The sequence below is a fragment of the Cellulomonas endophytica genome, from assembly GCF_004123805.1.
In the GTDB taxonomy this organism is placed as follows: domain Bacteria; phylum Actinomycetota; class Actinomycetes; order Actinomycetales; family Cellulomonadaceae; genus Cellulomonas; species Cellulomonas endophytica.
Genome location: NZ_RWJX01000003.1, coordinates 48,736 through 68,462, shown reverse-complemented (window position 1 = coordinate 68,462; position 19,727 = coordinate 48,736). Strand labels below are relative to the sequence as shown.

Sequence of the window (19,727 nt, the reverse complement as noted above, 5' to 3'; positions counted from 1 at the left end):
CGCCGTGCCACCGCGTCGCCGCACCGACCCCGCCGCCGGCCGGGCGGCGCTGGAGACGTGGCGGGCCGACCCCGCGGGCGTGCCCCTCGCGGCCCGCCGCACCGCCGTGCGCTTCACGCTCGAGGAGGTCGCCGCGCTCGCGCCCGGCAACTCCGTCGAGGTCCGCGTGCCGCCGGACGGCGCCGTGCAGGCCGTGGCGGGCCCCCGGCACACGCGCGGCACGCCGCCCAACGTCGTCGAGACGGACCCCGGCACCTGGCTCGCGCTCGCCACCGGCACCCTGACCTGGGCCGAGGCGGTCGCGGCGGGGCGGGTGCGGGCCTCGGGCGAGCGCGCCGACCTCACCGGCCTGCTGCCGCTCCAGGCGGCCCGGCGCCGGCCGTCCGCCGGGGACGCCCCCGGGGGCGGCGCCTAGGATCGGCGGGTGCCCCCCGAGCCCGTCGCCCCGGAGCCCGCCGCCGCCGATCCGGCCCGGGAGCCCACCGCCCCGGTCGCCGCACCGGCGTCGCCGGCCGTGCCCGAGGCCGGACCCCCGCGGTCCGCGGAGCACCCGGAGCCCGTGGAGGACCCGGAGCCCTCGGAGCGCGCGGTGCCCTCGGAGGAGGCGCTCCTGCAGGTCGCCGAGCCCGCCCGGGTGCGCCGGGCCCCGCGGCCCGGCCGCTTCGTGCTCGCCGGTGTGCTCGTCGGCGTGCTGCTCGGGCTCGTGCTGTCGTTCTTCGGCAGCACGTCCGCCGCGGAGGGTGGCGGCGCCTTCCCCCTCCTGCGCGGGTCGGGCGGGGCGCGCGCCTGGCTCGTGCTCGCCGGTGCGCTGCTGGGCGCGACCGCCGGCGGGGTCGCGCACGTCGTCGCCGAGCGGCGCTCGGACCGGGCCGCCGGGATCCCGCCGCGCCCGCGCGGCCCCCGCCGCCGGCGGCGCGGACGCGCCTGACCGGGGGCGCCCGGCGGACCGCCCGGCGGCGGGACGGGCCCGCTGTGCCACCATGGTGCCCGTGGCCCTTCGCGCAGACGGTCGTCTGAACCACGAGCTGCTCCCCGGTGAGAAGGGACCCCAGGACGCGTGCGGCGTCTTCGGGGTCTGGGCGCCGGGGGAGGAGGTCGCCAAGCTCGCCTACTTCGGCATCTACGCGATCCAGCACCGCGGGCAGGAGTCCGCGGGCATCGCCACCTCCGACGGCGAGCACCTCCTCGTCTACAAGGACATGGGCCTGGTCTCGCAGGTGTTCGACGAGACGGCGCTCAACGCCCTCCAGGGGCACATCGCCATCGGGCACGCCCGGTACTCGACCACCGGCGGCTCCACCTGGGAGAACGCGCAGCCCACGCTCGGCGCGACGGCCGGGGGCACGGTCGCCCTCGGGCACAACGGCAACCTGACGAACACGGCCGAGCTCGTCGACCTCGTCGCGGAGCGGTACGGCCAGCAGCGGCGGGGCGAGCTCGCGCGCGGCAACACCACCGACACGGCGCTCATCACCGCGCTCCTGGCCGGGGACCCGGACCACACCCTCGAGGCGACGGCGCTCGAGGTGCTGCCGCGGCTGCGCGGCGCCTTCAGCCTCGTCTTCATGGACGAGCACACGCTCTACGCCGCCCGCGACCCGCAGGGCGTGCGGCCCCTCGTGCTCGGCCGCCTGGAGCGCGGCTGGGTCGTGGCGAGCGAGACGCCCGCGCTCGACATCGTCGGCGCGTCCTTCGTCCGCGAGGTCGAGCCGGGCGAGTTCCTCGCGATCGACGGCGACGGCCTGCGCAGCACCCGGTTCGCCACGCCCGACCGCGCGGGCTGCGTCTTCGAGTACGTGTACCTCGCGCGCCCGGACACGACGATCGCCGGCCGGTCCGTGCACGCCGCGCGCGTGGCGATGGGCCGCCGCCTCGCGCAGGAGCACCCCGTCGAGGCGGACCTCGTCATCCCGGTGCCGGAGTCGGGCACCCCGGCCGCCATCGGCTTCGCGACGGAGTCCGGCATCCCCTTCGGCCAGGGGCTGACGAAGAACTCCTACGTCGGGCGCACGTTCATCCAGCCCTCGCAGACGCTGCGGCAGCTCGGCATCCGCCTCAAGCTCAACCCTCTGCGCGAGGTCATCCGGGGCAAGCGGCTCGTCGTGGTCGACGACTCCATCGTCCGCGGCAACACCCAGCGCGCCCTCGTGCGCATGCTGCGCGAGGCGGGCGCGGCGGAGGTGCACGTGCGCATCTCGTCGCCCCCCGTGAAGTGGCCGTGCTTCTACGGCATCGACTTCGCCTCGCGCGCGGAGCTCATCGCCAACGGCCTCGGGGTCGCCGAGATCGCCGCGTCGCTGAGCGCGGACTCCCTCGGCTACATCTCCGTCGACGGCATGGTCGAGGCCACGCAGCAGCCGGCGAGCCAGCTCTGCGCGGCGTGCTTCACCGGCCAGTACCCCATCGAGCTGCCGCCGGCCGACCGGCTCGGCAAGCACCTGCTCGAGCAGGAGGTGCTGCCCATCGGTGCGCCGGAGGACGGGCTGCTCTCGATCGTGCCCGGTGCGGGTGGCGCCTCGGCGCTGGAGCACCCGTGACCGCGGCGGCTGCCGGTGCCGGCCTGACCTACGCGGCGGCGGGCGTCGACACGGAGGCGGGCGACCGCGCGGTCGAGCTCATGAAGGAGGCGGTCCGCGCCACGCACGGGCCGCAGGTGCTCGGCGGGGTCGGCGGCTTCGCCGGGCTCTGGGACGCCTCGGCCCTCACGGCGTACCGGCGGCCCCTGCTCGCCACGAGCACGGACGGCGTCGGCACGAAGGTCGCGATCGCGCAGGCCCTCGACGTGCACGACACCATCGGGTTCGACCTCGTCGGCATGGTCGTCGACGACATCGTCGTCGTGGGCGCCCGGCCGCTCTTCATGACGGACTACATCGCCTGCGGCCGGGTGGTGCCGGAGCGCATCGCGGACGTGGTCCGCGGGATCGCGGCCGCGTGCTCCGTGGCGGGGACGGCGCTCGTCGGCGGGGAGACCGCGGAGCACCCGGGCCTGCTCGCGCCCGACGAGTACGACGTCGCCGGGGCCGCGACCGGCGTCGTCGAGGCGGACGCGCTGCTCGGGCCGGACCGCGTGCGCGCGGGGGACGTGCTGCTCGCGCTCGGGTCGTCCGGCCTGCACTCCAACGGCTACTCCCTCGTGCGCGCTGTGGTGCGGCACGCCGGCTGGGGGCTGGAGCGGCACGTCGACGAGCTGGGCCGCACCCTCGGCGAGGAGCTGCTCGAGCCCACGCGCGTCTACGCCGCCGACTGCCTCGCGCTCGTCGACGCCGCTCCGGCGGGCGCGGTGCGCACGTTCAGCCACGTCACCGGCGGCGGCCTGGCGGCGAACGTCGCCCGGGTGCTGCCCGCGGGCGTCGTCGCCGAGATCGACCGCTCGGGGTGGACGGTGCCGCCGGTGTTCGCGCTGGTGCAGGGCCTGGGCGCGGTGCCGTGGGAGGACCTCGAGGGCACGCTCAACCTCGGGGTCGGCATGGTCGCCGTCGTCGCGCCGGAGGTGGCGGACGCCGTGCTGGCGCACGCGAGGACGCTCGGCCTCGCCGCCTGGGAGCTCGGGCGGGTGCGGCCGCGCGCGCAGGACGACCGCGGCCTCGTCGAGGGGACGAAGGGCGTGACGGGCGGCGCGGTGCTGCTCCACGGGACGTACCGCACCTGAGCCGACGGGACGCGGGCGGCCCCGGGGCGACCGGGGCCCCGCCGGCGACCGTGAGGGTGCCGGACGCGCGCGACCGGCCGCCCCGGGGGACGGCCGGTCGCACGGTCATGACCTGACGACGGACCTAGCGGTCGTCGTCCTCGTCGTCGCTCCAACGCTCCCACGTGTCCGGCAGGCGGTCGGCAGGCCGGTCCGAGGTCTCGAGCGCCCCACGCCGGTTGTCGTCGCGATGACCGACGGCGCCCAGCTCCTGCTCGAGAGCCCGGTAGTTCGTCTCCGGGCTGTAGTACTTCAGCTCGCGAGCGACCTTGGTCTGCTTCGCCTTCTGACGGCCGCGCCCCATGGCATCGACCCCCTCTTACGTGGATGAGGGGCGGCACCGTTCTCGAAACCGAGACGGGCGGCCCCTGGATGCCGGTTCGTCTTGTCGTGGCGCAACGCTACACGGCGCCGGAGTGTTCCGACCACCGGGTCCCGTGCCGTGGCCGGGTGAGGACGTGTGGCGACCGCCACGTCGCGCGCGAGCGCGACCCGTGTGTCGGGATCGTCAAGATCCGGTACAGGATCGGTCTCACGAATCGCGCCGAATCTCACCCGGTGGGTAGATTGTCCCCTGTACCCCACCCGGTGTACGGGGCAGCAGCTCCACAGGTGTCCCACGCCCAGGCCCGGAAAGAGGTGGTCCCATGGCACTGCAGTCCGAGTCGGAGACCCTGCTCACGCCGTCCGAGGTGGCGAGCATGTTCCGCGTCGACCCGAAGACCGTGACGCGCTGGGCGAAGGCCGGGAAGCTCTCGTCGATCCGCACGCTCGGCGGCCACCGCCGCTACCGCGAGTCGGAGGTCCGGAGCCTCCTCGACGGCCTCCCGCGGCCGCGCGTCGGCGAGGGCTGACGCACCACCCGCACCCGCGCACGACGACGGCCGCCCCGCAGCAGCGGGGCGGCCGTCGTCGTCGGTGGGGCCGTGCTCCTCAGGCCCGCCTCAGCGGCGGCGCAGGCCGATCGTCACGAGGAGCACGACGGCGCCGACGACGCCGCCGGCCACGGCGAGCACGCGGTTGCGCTCGTCGGCCGACGCCTCGCCGGAGACGACGTCCTGGACGAGCCGGCGGCCCTCGTCGACGTACCGGCGGCCGCCCTCGACGACCTTCTGCGCGTTGGCGCGCGGGTCGAGGCGGTCGGCGAGCTCGTCGACGGTCTCGGCGAGCTGCCGGCGCGTGGCGGCGAGCTCGGCCTCGAGGGCGACGGTGCGGGGCGTGGCGAAGCTGTCCTCGGTGCCCATCAGCGGATGGCCTCCTTCACGGCGGTGATGTCCTCCTGGACGTTCTCCTGGGCGCGCGTCGGGGCCGGCGGCGTGCCGGCCTTGAGGACGCGGATCCCGACGAGCGCCAGCACCAGGACGACGACGAGCAGCAGCCCGGCGACGATCAGGGCGGCGGCCCACAGGGGCAGCCACTCGTCCAGGACGATGATCATCAGCGCGAGCACGACGTTCACCAGGTACAGCGCCACGACCCCCGCCGCGGCGAGGATGCCGGCGCCCGTGCCCAGCGACTTCGTCTTCGCGACGAGCTCGGCCTTCGCCAGGTCGATCTCGGCGCGGACGAGGCGCGCGCCCTGCTCGCTGAGGTCGCTGACGAGCTGGCCGAGCGTCCGCTCGCGGCCCGTCGCACCCCCGCCTGCCAGGGGTGACGTGCTCAGTGGCGTGCTCATGTGCTCCCTCTCCGTCCCGCGGTCCCGGCCCCCGCCCGCGGCACGGGGCCTGCGGCGGTCCGGCCTAGTCTGTCGGTCCGCGCTGCCCGACGCGAGACGTGCCCCGTCCAGGTGCGCCCGGTGCGGCGCACCTCACCCCCCGGCCGGCTCCGCGCCTCCTCCGCACCTCACTCCCGGCGGCCCAGCAGGTGGCGCAGCAGGCCCGTGGTGGTCTCCGCGTCGACGACCAGCGCCCGGCCGTCCAGCGCCCGCAGCGGGGCCGCCTGCCGCCCGCTCGAGAGCAGCCACAGCGCGTCGGCGCCGGCGAGCTCGTCGGTGAGGAGCACGCGCTCGGCGACGTCGAACCCCTCGGCGGCGAACCAGTCGAACGCGGCGGCCTGGGTGGTGCCGGCGAGGATGCCCTGGTCGGTGGCGGGCGTGACGACCGTCCGCCCGTACCGCGCGACGAGCGTCGACGTCGGGCCCTCGAGGACGTGGCCGTCCGAGCTGACGAAGAGCACGTCCTGCGCGCCGCGGCGGGCCGCCTCGCGCAGCGCGGCCTTGTTCACCGCGTAGGACAGCGTCTTGGCGCCCTGGAGCAGCCAGGGGGAGGTCCGCGCGACGTCGTGACGGAGGCCGCGGTCGAGCGTCACGACCGCGATCCCGTCCCGGCGCTCGCGCGAGAAGTCGGCGCCCGGGTCCGTGTAGACCCAGGCCGTCGGGACGCCGCTGCCCTCCACCCCGCGCGTGACGACGAGCTTGCACAGCAGCTCCGGCCGCGGCTCGTGCAGCTCGACGGACCGCAGGACCGCGGTGCGGAGCACGTCGAGGTCGAGCTCGGGCAGGTCGAGCATCGCCAGGGAGCGGCCGAGCCGCGCCAGGTGCGGCTCGAGGGCCTGCACGGCGCCGTCGACGACCCCGAAGGACTCGAACACGCCGTCGCCGCGGGTGACGCCCAGGTCGAGGACCTGCACGTGGGGGGCGTCGGCGCGCACGACGCGGATGCGGTCGTCGGGGTCGGTGGCGCCGGCGCCCGTGCGGGCGGCGTCGACGAGGAGGAGGACGGGCACGGGCGGGGCTCCTGGCGGTCGGGGCGGGACGGCGGCGGACGGGCGCGGACGGGACGGACGGGGGCGTGCAGGCCGTGCGGACGCGGGCGGGGCCGGCGGTCAGGGCCCGGGGTCGCCCGTCCCCGCGGGACCGGGGGTGACCTCGACGCGCACGCCGCCGTCCGGGGCGAGCGCCAGGACGGTGCGCCCGAGCGTGTTCTCGCGCACCCAGGCCTCGTCGACCGCGTACCCCAGCCCCGGCCCGGTCGGCACCGCCGAGTGCCCGTCGCGGGACACGACGGGCGGCACGACGACGTCCCGGGCGTAGTACTTCTCCGAGCCCGAGACGTCCGAGGGCAGCGTGAAGCCGGGCAGGCTCGAGAGCGCGAGGTTCGCCGCCCTCCCCACGCCGAACTCGTGCATCCCGCCGCACCACACGGGCAGGCCGGCCTCGCGGGCGAGGTCGTGGGCGTCGACGGCGGCCGACAGCCCGCCCATGCGCGAGACCTTGATGTTGAGGACGCCCACGGCGCGCAGGGCGAGCGCGGTGCGCAGGTCGTCGAGCTCCACGACGCTCTCGTCGAGGCACACGGGCGTGGCCACCTGCTCCTGCAGAGCGGCGTGCGCGAGGAGGTCCCGGGGGGCGAAGGGCTGCTCGAGCATCGTCAGGCGGTGGGCGTCGAGGGCGCGCATCACCGCGAACGACGCCTCCGTGGCCGGGTAGGCGCCGTTGGCGTCCACGTGCAGGTCGTGGTCGGGGAAGGCGGCGCGGACCGCCGCGACGGGCTCCGTGTCCCAGCCCGGGGCGATCTTGAGCTTCACGCGCCCGTAGCCGGCGTCCACCTGCCTCTGCACCTGCGCCAGCAGCGCGTCGACCGTCGGCTCGATGCCGAGGGACACCCCGACCGGCACGCGGTCGCGGGTCCCGCCCAGCGCCCGGGCCAGCGGCACCCCCTCCGCCTGCGTCCACAGCGCCCACGCGGCGGCGTCGACGCCCGCCTTCGCGAACTCGTGGCCGCGGACCTTGCGCCACCGGGCGCCGGCCGCCCGCGGGTGGTCCCACTCCGCGCCGAGCAGGGCGGGCAGGAGGAACTCGCGCGCGACGAGGAGCGTGGTGCCGACGGTCTCGGCGGAGTACCAGGGGCCCGCCGGCGAGGCGATCTCGCCCCAGCCGACCGTGCCGTCCTCGCCGCGGAGCTCGACGAGCACGTGGGTGAGCGTGGTCTTGGAGTGCGAGCTCGTCGCGAAGGCGTGCACGAGCGGCAGCCGCACGACGTGCAGCGCCGCCTCGACGACCCTCACGGCGTCCCCTCCGCGCGGTGCCCGCTCCCCCCGACGCCCGGCCCGCGCCGCGGCGCGTCCGACGCGTCCAGGTGCAGGCCGAGGTCGACGCTGAGGCGGTCGCGGTGCGCGAGCCGCCGGCGGGCGCCCTTGGAGCTCGCGGTCGTGAGCGCCGACAGCAGGTGGGTCGTCGCGGCGACGGCGGTGGGGGAGTCGGCGTAGGACGCGCTGCCGGTGCGCACCACCACCGTCACGGCGGCGTGCGCGGCCAGCGGGGCGCGGGCGTCGTCCGTCACGGCCACGAGCGTGCCACCCGCGGCGACGAACTGCTCCGCGACGGCCACCGTGGTGCGCCGGTACCGCCGGAAGGAGAAGGCGACGAGGACGTCCGTGTCCCGGACCTCCGTGAGCACGTCGAGGGCGCCGACGATCGTGTCGTCGACGAGCGTGACGTTCGACAGCGCCGCCGACAGGTCCGTGGCCAGGAGCGTCGCGTACGCGAAGGACTTGCCGCTGCCGAGGACGAAGCGCCGGCGGGCCGCCACCGTGAGGGCCGCGGCCCGCAGCAGCGCCCCGGAGGCGACGTGCTCGTCGAGGACGGCCCCCAGCGTCCGGCGCTCCTGCTCGACGAGCCGCGCCTGGAGCGCGACCGCCGACGCCGTGCCCTGCAGCCGGGCGCCGAACCGGGCCGAGGGCGAATCGAGCAGCCGGTCGTCGCTCGCGGCGTCGGACCCGGCGTCGGACCCGGCGTCGGACCCGGCGTCGGACCCGGCGTCGGACCCGGCGTCGGTCGTGGCGCCGGGTCCGCGGGCACCGCCCGGGGTCCCCGCGCTCACGGCGTCGCCGCGCAGACGTAGACGGCCGTCGTCGCGTCCTGGCGCACGCAGCGCACGGCCGGGAGGCCGGCGGCGAGCAGCGCGTCGAGCGCGTGCCCGAGCCGGGCCGCCACGTCGGCCGCGGCCGCGCGGTCGCCGGCGCCGACCTGCACCCCGGCGGGCAGCGGGAGCGCGACGAGCGCGTCCGGGCGGTCCGGGTGCGGGTCGGGCCGCCCCCAGTCCTGCGGCCCGTACGTGCGCCACGGCCCCGGCCGGACGGCACCCGCCCCGCCCGGACCGTCCGGCTCGTCCGCGGTCGCGAGGGTCCACTCCACGACGAGCCGGTCGGAGTCGCCGTCGCCGTACAGGTCGCGGTGGAACCAGCGGCCGACCGCCCCGAGGACGTCGAGGTTGACGTGCGCGTTGCGGGCGTACAGCGGGTCGAAGGACCACCGCATCGTCGTGAAGCCGCGGCCGCGCGCCGCGTCGGCCTGGGCGGCCTTGAGGCGCCGGCCGAGCCCGAGCCCCTGCGCCCCCGCCGCGACCACGGCCGCCTGCGAGTAGAAGTAGGGGACGCCCGCGCTCAGGCCCGGGAAGCCGTAGGCGAAGGCGAGCAGGGGGCCACCGGGGACGCGGGCGCCGAGCGTCGCGCCGCCGTTGACCGCCAGGGCGCGCAGCAGGCGGCGGTTGAGCCCGGCCTCGGGCCCGGTGTAGCCGAAGACGGTGCGGTAGAGCCGGGAGGCCGCGTCGAGGTCCTCGGCCGTGTGCAGCTCCTCGACCCGGACGGCTCCCAGGTCGGGCGCGGCGGACCCGGGCGGGGACGGCGACGGCGTGGTCACCCGCGCCACCTTACGGAACGTATGTCGCCGGACGGAAGGGCCTGGCGGCTCGTGTCAGCGGCTCAGGGGTGTCCGCGCGGGCACGTGCCGGCCCCGGGTCGCGGACGGATGCCGTGCGTATGCTGCCCGCATGACCGCTGCCCCGGTGCCCCCGGGCGCCCGCCCCGACCCCGCCGTGGCGGCGGCGGCCCTGCGCGAGGCCGTCGCGGGCCGCGCGGACCGCGCGCTCCGCCGCCTGCGCGACCTCGTCCACCTCGAGTCGCCGACGGGGGACGTCGCCGCCGTCACCGCCGTCGTCGACCTCCTGGCGGAGGCCTTCGGCGCCCTGCCGGGGGCGCGCGCCCGGACGGTCGTGGGCGACCTGGGCCCGCACCTCGTCGTCGACGTCCCGGGGGCCGGCGCCGGGGCGGGGGCCGCGCCGGTGCTCCTCGTCGGGCACGCGGACACCGTCTGGCCGGTCGGGACCCTCGCCGGCGCGGTGCCGTGGCGCGAGAGCGGGGACGTCGTCGCCGGGCCCGGCACCCTCGACATGAAGGCGGGCCTCGTCGTTGCCGAGACGGCGCTCGCGGCGCTGGCGGCGACCGGGACCGACCACCGGCCGGTGCGCCTCGTCGTCGTCGCGGACGAGGAGGTCGGCTCCCCGACGTCGGCCGCGCTCGTGGCCGAGGTCGCCGACGGGGTGGCGGCCGTGCTGGGCCTGGAGGCGCCGCACGCCGACGGGGCGCTCAAGGACGCGCGGCTGGGCTCCACCCGCGTGCGGCTGGCGGTGACGGGGCGCGAGGCGCACGCCGCCGTCGACCCCGAGAAGGGCGTCTCCGCGATCGACGAGCTCGTCGACGCCCTGCTGGCCGTGCGGGGGCTCGCCGCGGACGTCGCCGCCCGTCGGCCCGGCACCGTGCTCCTCAACGCCGGCGCGGTGTCCGGCGGCGGGCGGGCGAACGTCGTCGCCGGGCACGCGGAGGCGCTGCTGGGGCTGCGCTTCGGCGACCTCGCGGTGGAGCGGGAGGTGCTCGACGCGCTCGCCGCGCTGACGCCCGTGCGGCCGGGGGCCCGGCTCGCCGCGGAGGTCCTCACGCACCGGCCGACCTGGGCCCCGGGTGCCGCCTCCGCCGGCCTGCTGGCGACGGTGGCCGCGGCCGCCGCGGTGCTGGGGACCCCGGTGACGGCGCGTCCCGCCCCGGGGGCGGCCGACACGAACGCCACGGGTGCCCTGGGCCTGCCGACGCTCGACGGCTTCGGGCCGCACGGCGGCGGGGCGCACGCCGAGGCGGAGCACGTCCGGTTCCCGACGCTGCTGGACCGGGCGGCGCTCGTCGCGCTCGTGCTGCACACGCTGCCCGACGACGGGGCGGCGCCGGGGCCGCGGACGCACGGCTGAGCAGGGCGCCGTGGCGACGGGGCCCGAGCACGACGCAGGCCCCGGAGCATGTGCTCCGGGGCCTGCGTCGGTGGTGGCTCCGACCGGTGTCGATCCGGTGACCTCACGATTTTCAGTCGTGCGCTCTACCAACTGAGCTACAGAGCCGTGGTCACCCGGGTCCGGGGACCGGGTGGTGGAGCGACCCCGACGGGACTTGAACCCGCGACCTCCGCCGTGACAGGGCGGCGCGCTAACCAACTGCGCTACGGGGCCTCGTGGTGAGACCTTCCTGCTGTTCCTGCTGCCGTGCTGACCTGCGCCGTGCTGCCGAGCTCGTACCCCCAACGGGATTCGAACCCGTGCTACCGCCGTGAAAGGGCGGGGTCCTAGGCCGCTAGACGATGAGGGCGTTGCCGCCCCGGACGTCGAGGCGTCGGAAGACCGGGGTTCAATGTACGCGACCCCGGGCCCGATCTCCAAAACGGCCCCTCCGGCCGCACGATGGGGCCGTGGTCGAGATGACGCGGGACGCCTTCGAGGACGCCGTGCGCGACGCGCTCGACCTCGTGCCCCCCGAGCTCACGGCGCTCATGGACAACGTCGTCGTGCTCGTCGAGGACGAGGCGCCGGCCGACGACCCCGAGCTGCTCGGGCTCTACGAGGGCACCCCCCTCACCGAGCGCGACGGCTGGTGGGCGGCGGGGTCCCTCCCGGACCGCATCACGGTGTTCCGGCTGCCGACCCTGCGCCTCTGCGAGGACGCCGACGAGGTCGTCGAGGAGGTCGCCGTCACCGTCGTGCACGAGATCGCGCACCACTTCGGGATCGACGACGACCGGCTCCACGCGCTCGGCTGGGACTGAGGGGTCGTCCCGGGGTGCACGCCCCGCCCGCGCGCGACGGGCGACGGGACGTGCGAGCGTGGCGGGGACGGCGCGGGTGCCGGGCGGTGCCGCGGCGCGCGGCGGGCCGCGGTGCGACGAGGGGGACGGGTGCGGACGGTCGACGCGGTGGTCATCGGGGCGGGGCCCAACGGCCTCGTCGGCGCGAACGCGCTCGTGGACGCCGGCTGGGACGTGCTCGTCCTGGAGGCGCAGCCCGACGTCGGCGGCGCGGTGCGGACGGCGGAGGTGACGGCGCCGGGTTTCCGCAACGACCTCTTCAGCGCGTTCTACCCCCTGGCGGCCGCGTCGCCGCTCGTGCGCGGGCTGCACCTGGAGGACCACGGGCTCACGTGGGTCCGCGCCCCCGACGTGCTGGCCCACGCCCTCGACGACGGTCGGACCGCGGTGCTGCGCGACCGCCCGGAGGACACCGCCGCGGGGCTCGAGGCCTGGGGCGCGGGCGACGGCGACGCCTGGCTGGCCATGGCCGCGCACTGGCGCCGGCTGCGCGACCCGCTGCTCGACGCGCTGTTCACGCCCGTCCCGCCGGTGCGGGCGCTCGCGCGGGTGCTGCGCCGCACGGGCGCGACCGGCGCGCTCGACCTCGCCCGGCTCGCCACGCTGCCGGTGAGGCGCCTGGCCGACGAGAACTTCCGGGGCGAGGGCGGCGGCCTCCTGCTGGCGGGCAACGCGATGCACGCCGACATCCCCCCGGACGCGGCCGGCAGCGGGCTCTTCGGGTGGCTGCTGGCGATGCTCGGGCAGGACGTGGGCTTCCCCGTCCCGCAGGGCGGCGCGGGGGAGCTGGCGCAGGCGCTGGCCCGCCGGGTGGCCGCGGGGACCGGGGAGGTGCGCACGGGCGAGCGCGTGACGTCGGTGGAGGTGCGGGACGGCCGTGCGGTGGCGGTGCGGACCGCCGGGGGCGAGCGCGTCGCGGTCCGGCGCGCGGTCCTCGCGGACGTCACCGCGCCCGCGCTGTACGGGGGCCTCGTCGACGCCCGGCACCTGCCCGAGCGCCTCCTGCGCGACGTCGCGCGGTTCCAGTGGGACCACCCGACCTTCAAGATGAACTGGGCGCTGGACCGCCCGATCCCGTGGCGCTCGCCGGACGCGCGCGGCGCCGGCACCGTGCACCTGGGGGTCGACCTCGACGGGTTCGTCGACGTCGCGGCGGACCTGTCGACGGGCCGCGTCCCGGAGCACCCGTTCCTGCTCGTCGGGCAGATGACCACCGCGGACCCCACGCGCAGCCCCGCCGGCACCGAGTCCGTGTGGGCCTACACGCACCTGCCCCACGGGATGACGTGGGACGAGGCGACCGCCGCCGACGAGGAGCGCCGCGTCGAGGAGGCGATCGAGCGCACCGCGCCCGGCTTCCGGGACACGGTCCTGGCCCGGCACCGCCAGACGCCCGACGACCTCATGGCCGCGGACGCCAACCTGCACCACGGCTCGATCAACGGCGGCACCGCCAACCTGCACCAGCAGCTCGTCTTCCGGCCCACGGTCGGGCTCGGGCGCCCCGAGACGCCCGTGCGCGGCCTGTACCTGGCGAGCGCCTCGGCCCACCCCGGCGGCGGCGTCCACGGCGCCCCGGGGTGGAACGCCGCCCGGGTGGCGCTGAAGGAGTCCGGCGCGCTCGGGTCCGCCCGTGCCCGGGTCGTGCAGTCCGTATGGGGCCGCGTGCTCCGCGACGAGGCGCGCTGAGGGCTGCCGGCGCGAGCGCCTCGCGCTCAGTCCTCCGGGTCGCCCCCGCGGCCCTGCTCGGGCGTCGGCCGCTCGGCGAGCAGGGCGAGGCGGCGCAGGGACTCCACGTTGCGGAACCGCAGGACGGCCTGGCGCAGCGGGCCCGGCACGAGCAGCCCGGGCCCGTCCGTGGCGTCCTCCTCCATCGTCACGCGGCAGCGGCCCTCGCCGAGGGGCTCCACGGTGACGACGACCCGCGCCTCGCCCAGCGGCCAGCCCTTGGCCTGCAGCACGACGCCCTGGTCCGGGCGCCACCCGCGGGAGACGGTGACGTCGTCGATGCGCAGGGGCCAGGGGCCCACGGAGTGCGCGAGCCGCGACCCGGGCTCGGGCCAGCTCGGGTCGACCCCCTCGATGCGGGACGCGCCGACGACCCAGCTCGCGTAGGTCCAGCCGTCCGCGAGCACCTCCAGCACGGCGGCGGCGGGGCTCTCGACGATGCGGTGGACGACGGCCATGCGGCGAACCTAGTCCTGCAGGTCGGGGCGGCAACCGCGCCGCGCGCAGGGCCGGACGGCCGGGGGACGGCGGTGCCGGCCGGCACCGCCGTCCCCCGGTGTCACAGCGCCGGCACGGCGAGCGCGACCAGCTCGCGCGCCTGCTGCGGGAACCACCGCCCCGCGGCCGGGTCGACGATGCCGCGCACCGGGTCCTGCGGCCCGGCGGTGCCGCGCAGGCACCGGCCGTCCGACTCCCCGGGCACCTTGATCCAGAGGAAGGCGTCGACCAGCGCGTGGCCCGTGCTCGTCGTCGGGCGGTCGCCCAGGCCGCGGTCCGGCGGGTTGCACCACACCTCGGGGTCGGGCAGCACCTGGTCCGGGACCCACGGGCCGCGGCCGTTGCGGCTCGTGTCCACGACGAAGTGCGTGGTGGGCTCGACGTCGCCGAGCAGGGCCGCGTAGCGGGAGGTCAGCCCTGCCGTGCTCAGCGCCGGGTCGGCGGCGGTGTCGCTCCAGCGGCCGGCCGAGGACAGGGCCACGCCCGTCCAGCCGTTGGCCGGGCCGCCGCTCCAGAACTGGTCGCCGCACTCGCCGTAGCCGCCGGGCGCGACCTGCGTGACGTAGGCCAGGCACGAGGAGACCCACGTGCCGTACGCGACGTTGTTCTGCGTGTACTCGTAGTTCGAGACGTTGAGGAAGAACCCGTCGGCGCGCTCCACGCCCGCCCGCAGGAGGCGGCTCGTCGCCTCCTCCACCGAGAGCCAGCCGCTGTGCGTGGCGTCGAGGTAGACGGCCGTGCGCGCGTTGGCGCCCAGCACGTCCACGGCGTACCCGAGCATCTCGAACCGCTGGTCGGCCGCCGTCGCCGCGTCCACGGTCGACGGCCGGCACCACTCCGTCTGCCCGTCGAGGGTCGTGTACCAGGGGATGATCCCCAGCCCGTCGGGCTCGAGGACGACGACGGCCTCCCGGTCGCCGATGCCGTGCGCCAGCTGGCGGACCCAGGCCTTGTACTGGTCGACGCCCCTGGCCCCGCCCGCGGAGTACTGGGCGCAGTCGCGGTACGGCAGGTTGTACGCGACGAGCACGGGGACCTCGCCGCGCCGGGCGGCGTCGGCGACGACGGTCCGCACCTCGTTCTTCACCTGGCCGGGGCTGCCGTCGGTGAACCAGGTCGCCGTCGGGAAGGACGCGAGGAGCTCCGCGTCCGCCCGCGCCTGGCCCGTGAGGGAGGCGGCGGCCTCGAGGGTCGTGCTCGCCGGGTCCACGGACAGGTCCGTGCCGGGGTCCAGCACGTCCTCGGCGGCGGCCGGGGCCGCGGCGGCCAGCAGGAGGCCCGCGGCCAGCAGGCCCGCCACCCACCCCCGTCGCCCCGTCCTGCCGCGTCCCGGGAGCGCTCTCACTCGCGTCACGGTCGTCCTCCACCTCGTCGTGGTCGGGTCGGTCCTCGGGCCCCCGCGTCGTCGCCGGGCCCGCCCGACGAGCGTGTGGGAGCGTTCCCGCGCTGTCAATGCGGGCCGGCACCTAGGGTCGGGGCATGGTCGCCATGGGGATGGTGCTGCTGCCGCAGGAGCGCTGGGCGCAGGCCCGGGGACGCTGGCAGCGGCTGGAGGAGGCGGGCTTCGACCACGCCTGGACGTACGACCACCTGGCGTGGCGGACCCTGGCCGACGAGCCCTGGTTCGCCACGGTGCCGCTGCTCGCGGCCGCGGCCGCGGTGACGGGCCGCATCGGGCTCGGCACCTTCGTCGCGTCCCCGAACTTCCGCCACCCCGTCCCGTTCGCCAAGGACGTGCTCGGGCTCGACGACGTCTCCGGCGGCCGGTTCCTGCTCGGCGTCGGCGCCGGCGGCGAGGGGTTCGACGCCCGGGTCCTCGGCCCCGCGCCGGCGCGGGCGGCGCGCACCCGCCGCTTCGAGGAGTTCGTCGGGGTGCTCGACCGGCTGCTCACCCAGCCCGTCACCGAGCACGCGGGCGAGCACTACGAGGCGCACGGCGCCCGCATGCACCCCGGGACGATCGCCCGGCCGCGGGTGCCGTTCCTCGTCGCGGCGAACGGCCCCCGCGCCATGGCGCTCGCGGCCCGTCTCGGCGACGGCTGGGTCACCTTCGGGCCGTCCGTCGCGCTCGACGCCGCCGGCCCCGACGGGCTCCCGCCGGCCGGGTCGGACGACGCCGCCCAGGAGCGCTGGTGGCAGGGCCTGGCCGAGCTGGCCCACCGGGTGGACGCCGCGGAGCGGGAGGCGGGCCGCACCCGGCCCCTGCGGCGGGTCCTCAGCCTCGACGGCGCGCCCCGGTTCGCGCTGAGCAGCCTGACGCTGGCGGTGGAGGGCGTCGAGCGGGCCGCGGCGCTGGGGTTCACGGACGTCGTGCTGCACTGGCCGCGGGCCGAGGGCGTCTACGCGGGCGACGAGCGCACCGCGGAGGCCTTCGCCGAGCGCCTGCCCGAGCTCCAGGCCCTGCCGGTGGCCGGCCGGGCCACGGGGGGCGGCGACGTCTAGCCCTGCGCCCCGCGGCGGGCCTCGAACGCCTGCCGTGCCTCCCAGGCGCTGACGACCATGTCGTCGAGGGTGTGCCGCATCTCCCAGCGCAGGTCCCGGCGCGCGAGCTCGCCCGAGGCGACGATCCGCGCGGGGTCGCCCGGGCGGCGCGGCCCCACCTCGGGGGTGAACGGGAGGCCCGTGCCCGCCGCCATCGCCGTCATGATCTGCCGCACGGAGACGCCCTCGCCCGAGCCGAGGTTGTAGACCCGCTCGAGGTCGCGGCCCGCGGCCAGCGCCTGGGCGGCGGCGACGTGCGACTCCGCGAGGTCCGCGACGTGGATGTAGTCCCGCACGCACGACCCGTCGGGCGTCGGGTAGTCCGTGCCGTTGACCCGCGGCGTCCGGCCCGCGACGAGCGCGTCCAGGACGAGCGGGAACAGGTTGTGGGGGCTCGTGTCGGTGAGGTCCGGGGTGCCCGAGCCGACGACGTTGAAGTACCGCAGCGAGGTGTGCCGCAGCGTCCCCGTGGCGGTCGCCTGGTCCCGCAGCAGCCACTCGCCGATGAGCTTGGACTCCCCGTAGGGCGACTCGGGCGCGGTGGGCGTCGCCTCCGTGACCAGGTCCACGTCCGGGGTCCCGTAGACCGCGGCGGAGGAGGAGAACACGATGCTGCGCACGTCGTGCTCGGCCATCGCCGCCAGCAGCGTCGCGGTGCCGGTGACGTTCTGCTCGTACGTGTGCAGCGGCCGCTGCACGGACACGCCGGCGTACTTGAACCCCGCGAGGTGCACGACGCCGACGACGCCGTGCTCGGCCAGCGTCCGCCCGACGAGCGCCCCGTCGAGGATCGAGCCCTCGACGAGCGGCACGTCCGCGGGGACGAACTCCCGGTGCCCGCTCGACAGGTCGTCCAGCACGACGGTCGGCAGCCCCACCGCCCCGAACGCCCGCACCACGTGCGCCCCGATGTACCCCGCCCCGCCCGTCACCATCCACGTCACGGCCGTGAGCCTAGTGGCGGCGGGCCCGGTGCCGGGCGGGGCGCCGGCGTCGCGAGGGTCCTGTCGACAGCACCGTCCTGGGAGCGCCCTGAGGGGCCGCCGGGGAGAAGGGCGCGCGGACGGGCGCCGGGTGCGGGAGGGTGTCGCGGACACGACCGTGCAGCGCGTCGCGGTGGCGACCCCCGTCCTGCGTCCGCCCGTGCCGGTGTGGCGCCTCGTGGGCAGATGCTCAGTAGGCTGAGGATCTCGACGGGAGGTGCCGGATGGACCCGCACGCCACGGACGACGCCGTCCGCCCGAGGGGCGTGGCGCCGGTCCGGTCCGCCCCGGCCGCCGACGAGGCCGCCCTCGCGGCCCTGGCCGCCCACGTCGGCGAGGGGCTCGCCGCCACGGAGACGGTGCTGCGCGGCGTCACGGCGCTGCGCGTCGGCGAGGCCGCCGCCACCTCCGCCGACTACGCCGACCTCTGGCGCGACCTCGGCCGGCAGGTGGGCGGCAAGATGCTGCGCCCGCACCTCACGGTCGCGGCGTACCTCGGGCTGGGCGGGACGGACCTGCCCGCCGTCGCCCACGTCGCGGCGGCCCAGGAGGTCCTCCACACCGCGATGGTCGTCCACGACGACCTGCTCGACCACGACGAGGTGCGCCGCGGCCGCCCCAACGTCGCCGGCGCCACGCGTGCCCGGCTGGTATCGGGGGGGTCGGGCGCCGGCGCGGCGGCGGTGCCGCCCGTCGGCGACCGCCTCGAGGACCAGGTGCGCGCCGCCGGGCTGCTGGCGGGCGACCTCGCCCTGGCGGAGGCCTTCGCGCTGCTCGCCGTCGCGCCCGTCGAGCCCCTCGTCCGCCTGGCCCTCGTGCAGCGGCTCGCGGAGGGCGTGCGGACCACCGTGGCGGGCGAGCTGCTCGACGTCCGCGGCGCCCTGCGGCCGGTGCTCGACGTCGACACCCTCGCCGTCGCCCACCTGAAGACCGCCGTCTACACGTGCGGCGTCCCGCTGGAGGCCGGGGGCGTCCTCGCGGGGGCCGGGCCGGAGGTGCTCGCCGGGCTGCGCGCCGTCGGCGAGGCCATGGGGGTCGCGTTCCAGCTCGTCGACGACGACCTCGGCGTCTTCGGGGACCCCGCCGCCACGGGCAAGTCCGTGCTGTCCGACCTGCGCGAGGGCAAGCGCACGGAGCTCCTGCGCACCGCCTGGGCGGCCGCCGGCCCGCAGGACCGCGCCCTGCTGGAGCGGCACGTGGGGCGCGCCGACCTCGACGAGGTCGACGCCGCGGCCGTCCGGGACGTGCTCGTGCGCACGGGTGCCCGGGAGGGCACGCTGGGCCTGGCGCGCACGCTGGCCGGCCGCGCCCGCGACGTGGCCCGCGCGGTGCTGCCGCAGCCCCTGGCCGACTACCTCGCCGGGGTGGTCGACGACCTCGCGGGCCGGGACGCGGGCCGTGGCTGACCGCGGGGAGGCCGACGGCCTCGAGCTCTACGACCGCACCGCCGCCCGCACCAGCCGGGCGGTGCTCGGGGCGTACTCCACCTCCTTCGGGCTCGGCACGCGGCTCCTCGGCGCCCGGGGCCGGGCGGACATCGAGGCCGTGTACGCGCTCGTGCGGCTCGCCGACGAGGTCGTCGACACCTACCGCGGGCCCGTCGCCGCCACGGAGCTGGACGAGCTCGAGGAGCAGACCCGCCGCGCGCTGACGACCGGCTTCTCGACGAACCTCGTCGTGCACGCCTTCGCCCGGACCGCCCGCCGCACGGGCATCGGCCGCGACGAGCTCGACCCGTTCTTCGCCTCCATGCGGGCGGACCTGTCCGTGGCCGAGCACGACCGCGCCAGCTACGAGCGGTACGTCTACGGCTCGGCGGAGGTCGTCGGCGTCATGTGCCTGCGGGTCTTCCTCGCGGCCGAGGGCGCGGGGGAGCCGGACGCGGAGACCCTCGCCGGCGCCCGGGCGCTCGGGGCCGCGTTCCAGAAGATCAACTTCCTGCGCGACCTCGGGGCCGACTCCGGGGACCTCGGGCGGGCGTACTTCCCCGGCCTCGACCCCCGGTCGCTCACCGCGGCGCAGCTCGCCGACGTGCTCGACGAGATCGGCACGGACGTGGCGCGGGCGCGGGCCGCGATGCCCGCCCTGCCCCTGCGGGCACGGTGCGCGGTCGCCGCGACGCTCGCTCTGTACGACCGGCTGCTCGTGCGCATCCGGCGGACGCCGCCCGCCACGCTGGCGCGACGCCGTGTGCGGGTGCCGGACCCGGAGAAGCTCCTCGTCGTGGCCCGCGCGGTCGCGGCGACGCTCGCGGAGGACCGGCGGCGGGCGGCCCCGACGCCGTCGCCGTCGCCCCGCACGGCGCCCGTGCCGCCCGGCACGGCCGGCCCCGCCGGCGCGACGAGCACCCCCACGAGCACCCCGGCGAGCACCACGCCGAGCACCCCCACGACCACGACCACGCAGGGCGCCCCGGCGGGCGCCGACCAGGAGGCCGCACGGTGAC

General features: G+C 77.4%; 21 protein-coding genes and 3 tRNA genes. 11 read left to right on the top strand and 13 right to left on the bottom strand.

Going from position 1 to position 19,727, the window contains the following annotated elements; all coding sequences use genetic code 11:
- Positions 1–4 precede the first annotated feature (4 nt).
- From EJA20_RS01685 to purM, 4 genes are all read left to right on the top strand, one after another.
- Positions 5–415 (top strand): sterol carrier family protein, encoded by a 411-nt coding sequence (locus tag EJA20_RS01685; RefSeq protein ID WP_129336443.1) that lies wholly within the window; start codon positions 5–7, stop codon positions 413–415.
- 9 nt (positions 416–424) lie between these two features.
- Positions 425–928 carry a hypothetical protein gene (locus tag EJA20_RS01680; RefSeq protein ID WP_129336442.1) on the top strand — a complete coding sequence of 168 codons (504 nt, stop codon included), beginning with the start codon at positions 425–427 and terminating at the stop codon, positions 926–928.
- A 61-nt stretch (positions 929–989) separates the two neighbouring features.
- A complete protein-coding gene (purF, locus tag EJA20_RS01675) occupies positions 990–2,537 on the top strand; it encodes an amidophosphoribosyltransferase (protein ID WP_129336441.1) in 1,548 nt (515 codons plus the stop codon).
- The gene (purM, locus tag EJA20_RS01670) at positions 2,534–3,652 is read left to right on the top strand and encodes a phosphoribosylformylglycinamidine cyclo-ligase (RefSeq protein WP_129336440.1); all 1,119 of its coding nucleotides are present in this window, start codon (positions 2,534–2,536) and stop codon (positions 3,650–3,652) included. The genes purF and purM overlap by 4 nt, the downstream gene beginning before the upstream one ends.
- Positions 3,653–3,776: 124 nt before the next feature.
- On the opposite strand, the gene EJA20_RS01665 is transcribed toward purM, so the two are convergent.
- Complete coding sequence (locus EJA20_RS01665) at positions 3,777–3,995, bottom strand: DUF3073 domain-containing protein (protein ID WP_129336439.1); 219 nt, start codon at positions 3,993–3,995, stop codon at positions 3,777–3,779.
- A gap of 343 nt (positions 3,996–4,338) precedes the next feature.
- On the opposite strand from EJA20_RS01665, the gene EJA20_RS01660 reads away from it, so the two are divergent.
- Positions 4,339–4,545, top strand: coding sequence for a BldC family transcriptional regulator (locus EJA20_RS01660; RefSeq protein WP_129336438.1), 207 nt, complete (start codon positions 4,339–4,341; stop codon positions 4,543–4,545).
- Between the two features lie 90 nt (positions 4,546–4,635).
- Here the strand turns inward: EJA20_RS01660 and EJA20_RS01655 are convergent, their stop codons facing one another.
- The 6 genes from EJA20_RS01655 to EJA20_RS01630 all read right to left on the bottom strand — a co-directional run bounded on the left by EJA20_RS01655 (position 4,636) and on the right by EJA20_RS01630 (position 9,329).
- Entirely contained in the window at positions 4,636–4,935 is a 300-nt protein-coding gene (locus EJA20_RS01655) for a DUF3618 domain-containing protein (protein ID WP_129336437.1), read from the bottom strand.
- Positions 4,935–5,366, bottom strand: a complete 432-nt coding sequence (locus EJA20_RS01650; RefSeq protein ID WP_129336436.1) for a phage holin family protein — start codon at positions 5,364–5,366, stop codon at positions 4,935–4,937. Before EJA20_RS01650 ends, EJA20_RS01655 begins: the two co-directional genes overlap by 1 nt.
- A gap of 167 nt (positions 5,367–5,533) precedes the next feature.
- Complete coding sequence (locus EJA20_RS01645; protein ID WP_129336435.1) at positions 5,534–6,415, bottom strand: aminotransferase class IV; 882 nt, start codon at positions 6,413–6,415, stop codon at positions 5,534–5,536.
- Between the two features lie 99 nt (positions 6,416–6,514).
- Positions 6,515–7,696: an o-succinylbenzoate synthase gene (menC, locus tag EJA20_RS01640; RefSeq protein WP_129336434.1), complete on the bottom strand. Its 1,182-nt coding sequence runs from the start codon at positions 7,694–7,696 to the stop codon at positions 6,515–6,517.
- Positions 7,693–8,511 (bottom strand): MurR/RpiR family transcriptional regulator, encoded by an 819-nt coding sequence (locus EJA20_RS01635; protein WP_205687309.1) that lies wholly within the window; start codon positions 8,509–8,511, stop codon positions 7,693–7,695. Before EJA20_RS01635 ends, menC begins: the two co-directional genes overlap by 4 nt.
- Entirely contained in the window at positions 8,508–9,329 is an 822-nt protein-coding gene (locus tag EJA20_RS01630) for a GNAT family N-acetyltransferase (RefSeq protein WP_129336433.1), read from the bottom strand. The genes EJA20_RS01635 and EJA20_RS01630 overlap by 4 nt, the downstream gene beginning before the upstream one ends.
- A gap of 130 nt (positions 9,330–9,459) precedes the next feature.
- On the opposite strand from EJA20_RS01630, the gene EJA20_RS01625 reads away from it, so the two are divergent.
- On the top strand, positions 9,460–10,707 hold the full coding sequence (locus EJA20_RS01625; RefSeq protein ID WP_129336432.1) for a M20/M25/M40 family metallo-hydrolase: 1,248 nt from the start codon (positions 9,460–9,462) through the stop codon (positions 10,705–10,707).
- A gap of 71 nt (positions 10,708–10,778) precedes the next feature.
- Here EJA20_RS01625 and EJA20_RS01620 read toward each other — a convergent pair.
- The 3 genes from EJA20_RS01620 to EJA20_RS01610 form a co-directional block, all read right to left on the bottom strand.
- Positions 10,779–10,854 (bottom strand) — tRNA-Phe (locus EJA20_RS01620).
- A 34-nt stretch (positions 10,855–10,888) separates the two neighbouring features.
- Positions 10,889–10,962 (bottom strand) — tRNA-Asp (locus tag EJA20_RS01615).
- Between the two features lie 63 nt (positions 10,963–11,025).
- Positions 11,026–11,098 (bottom strand) — tRNA-Glu (locus EJA20_RS01610).
- Between the two features lie 109 nt (positions 11,099–11,207).
- Between EJA20_RS01610 and EJA20_RS01605 the strand changes: the two genes are divergently transcribed.
- Together EJA20_RS01605 and EJA20_RS01600 are read left to right on the top strand one after the other, a co-directional pair.
- Positions 11,208–11,552, top strand: coding sequence for a metallopeptidase family protein (locus tag EJA20_RS01605; protein ID WP_129336501.1), 345 nt, complete (start codon positions 11,208–11,210; stop codon positions 11,550–11,552).
- 129 nt (positions 11,553–11,681) lie between these two features.
- Positions 11,682–13,280 carry a phytoene desaturase family protein gene (locus tag EJA20_RS01600; protein ID WP_129336431.1) on the top strand — a complete coding sequence of 533 codons (1,599 nt, stop codon included), beginning with the start codon at positions 11,682–11,684 and terminating at the stop codon, positions 13,278–13,280.
- Between the two features lie 26 nt (positions 13,281–13,306).
- Here EJA20_RS01600 and EJA20_RS01595 read toward each other — a convergent pair whose 3' ends face one another.
- The gene (locus EJA20_RS01595; protein ID WP_129336430.1) at positions 13,307–13,777 is read right to left on the bottom strand and encodes an SRPBCC family protein; all 471 of its coding nucleotides are present in this window, start codon (positions 13,775–13,777) and stop codon (positions 13,307–13,309) included.
- A gap of 101 nt (positions 13,778–13,878) precedes the next feature.
- The gene (locus EJA20_RS01590) at positions 13,879–15,117 is read right to left on the bottom strand and encodes a glycoside hydrolase family 6 protein (RefSeq protein ID WP_205687308.1); all 1,239 of its coding nucleotides are present in this window, start codon (positions 15,115–15,117) and stop codon (positions 13,879–13,881) included.
- 179 nt (positions 15,118–15,296) lie between these two features.
- Between EJA20_RS01590 and EJA20_RS01585 the strand changes: the two genes are divergently transcribed.
- Complete coding sequence (locus tag EJA20_RS01585) at positions 15,297–16,259, top strand: LLM class flavin-dependent oxidoreductase (RefSeq protein ID WP_129336429.1); 963 nt, start codon at positions 15,297–15,299, stop codon at positions 16,257–16,259.
- On the opposite strand, the gene galE is transcribed toward EJA20_RS01585, so the two are convergent.
- Positions 16,256–17,242, bottom strand: a complete 987-nt coding sequence (gene galE / locus EJA20_RS01580; protein WP_129336428.1) for a UDP-glucose 4-epimerase GalE — start codon at positions 17,240–17,242, stop codon at positions 16,256–16,258. The two genes, EJA20_RS01585 and galE, sit on opposite strands and share 4 nt — an antisense overlap.
- A gap of 263 nt (positions 17,243–17,505) precedes the next feature.
- Here galE and EJA20_RS01575 point away from each other — a divergent pair, with 263 nt between their 5' ends.
- Positions 17,506–18,687: a polyprenyl synthetase family protein gene (locus tag EJA20_RS01575; RefSeq protein ID WP_129336427.1), complete on the top strand. Its 1,182-nt coding sequence runs from the start codon at positions 17,506–17,508 to the stop codon at positions 18,685–18,687.
- On the top strand, positions 18,680–19,726 hold the full coding sequence (locus tag EJA20_RS18555) for a phytoene/squalene synthase family protein (RefSeq protein ID WP_164983795.1): 1,047 nt from the start codon (positions 18,680–18,682) through the stop codon (positions 19,724–19,726). The genes EJA20_RS01575 and EJA20_RS18555 overlap by 8 nt, the downstream gene beginning before the upstream one ends.
- The last annotated feature ends 1 nt before the right edge of the window (position 19,727 follow it).

Coding starts and splice junctions, on each gene's coding strand:
- EJA20_RS01665 (WP_129336439.1), bottom strand. CDS start 3,995: ATGGGGCGCGGCCGTCAGAAGGCGAAGCAGACCAAGGTCGCTCGCGAG.
- EJA20_RS01660 (WP_129336438.1), top strand. CDS start 4,339: ATGGCACTGCAGTCCGAGTCGGAGACCCTGCTCACGCCGTCCGAGGTG.
- EJA20_RS01655 (WP_129336437.1), bottom strand. CDS start 4,935: ATGGGCACCGAGGACAGCTTCGCCACGCCCCGCACCGTCGCCCTCGAG.
- EJA20_RS01650 (WP_129336436.1), bottom strand. CDS start 5,366: ATGAGCACGCCACTGAGCACGTCACCCCTGGCAGGCGGGGGTGCGACG.
- EJA20_RS01625 (WP_129336432.1), top strand. CDS start 9,460: ATGACCGCTGCCCCGGTGCCCCCGGGCGCCCGCCCCGACCCCGCCGTG.
- EJA20_RS01605 (WP_129336501.1), top strand. CDS start 11,208: ATGACGCGGGACGCCTTCGAGGACGCCGTGCGCGACGCGCTCGACCTC.
- EJA20_RS01595 (WP_129336430.1), bottom strand. CDS start 13,777: ATGGCCGTCGTCCACCGCATCGTCGAGAGCCCCGCCGCCGCCGTGCTG.
- EJA20_RS01585 (WP_129336429.1), top strand. CDS start 15,297: ATGGTCGCCATGGGGATGGTGCTGCTGCCGCAGGAGCGCTGGGCGCAG.
- EJA20_RS01575 (WP_129336427.1), top strand. CDS start 17,506: ATGGACCCGCACGCCACGGACGACGCCGTCCGCCCGAGGGGCGTGGCG.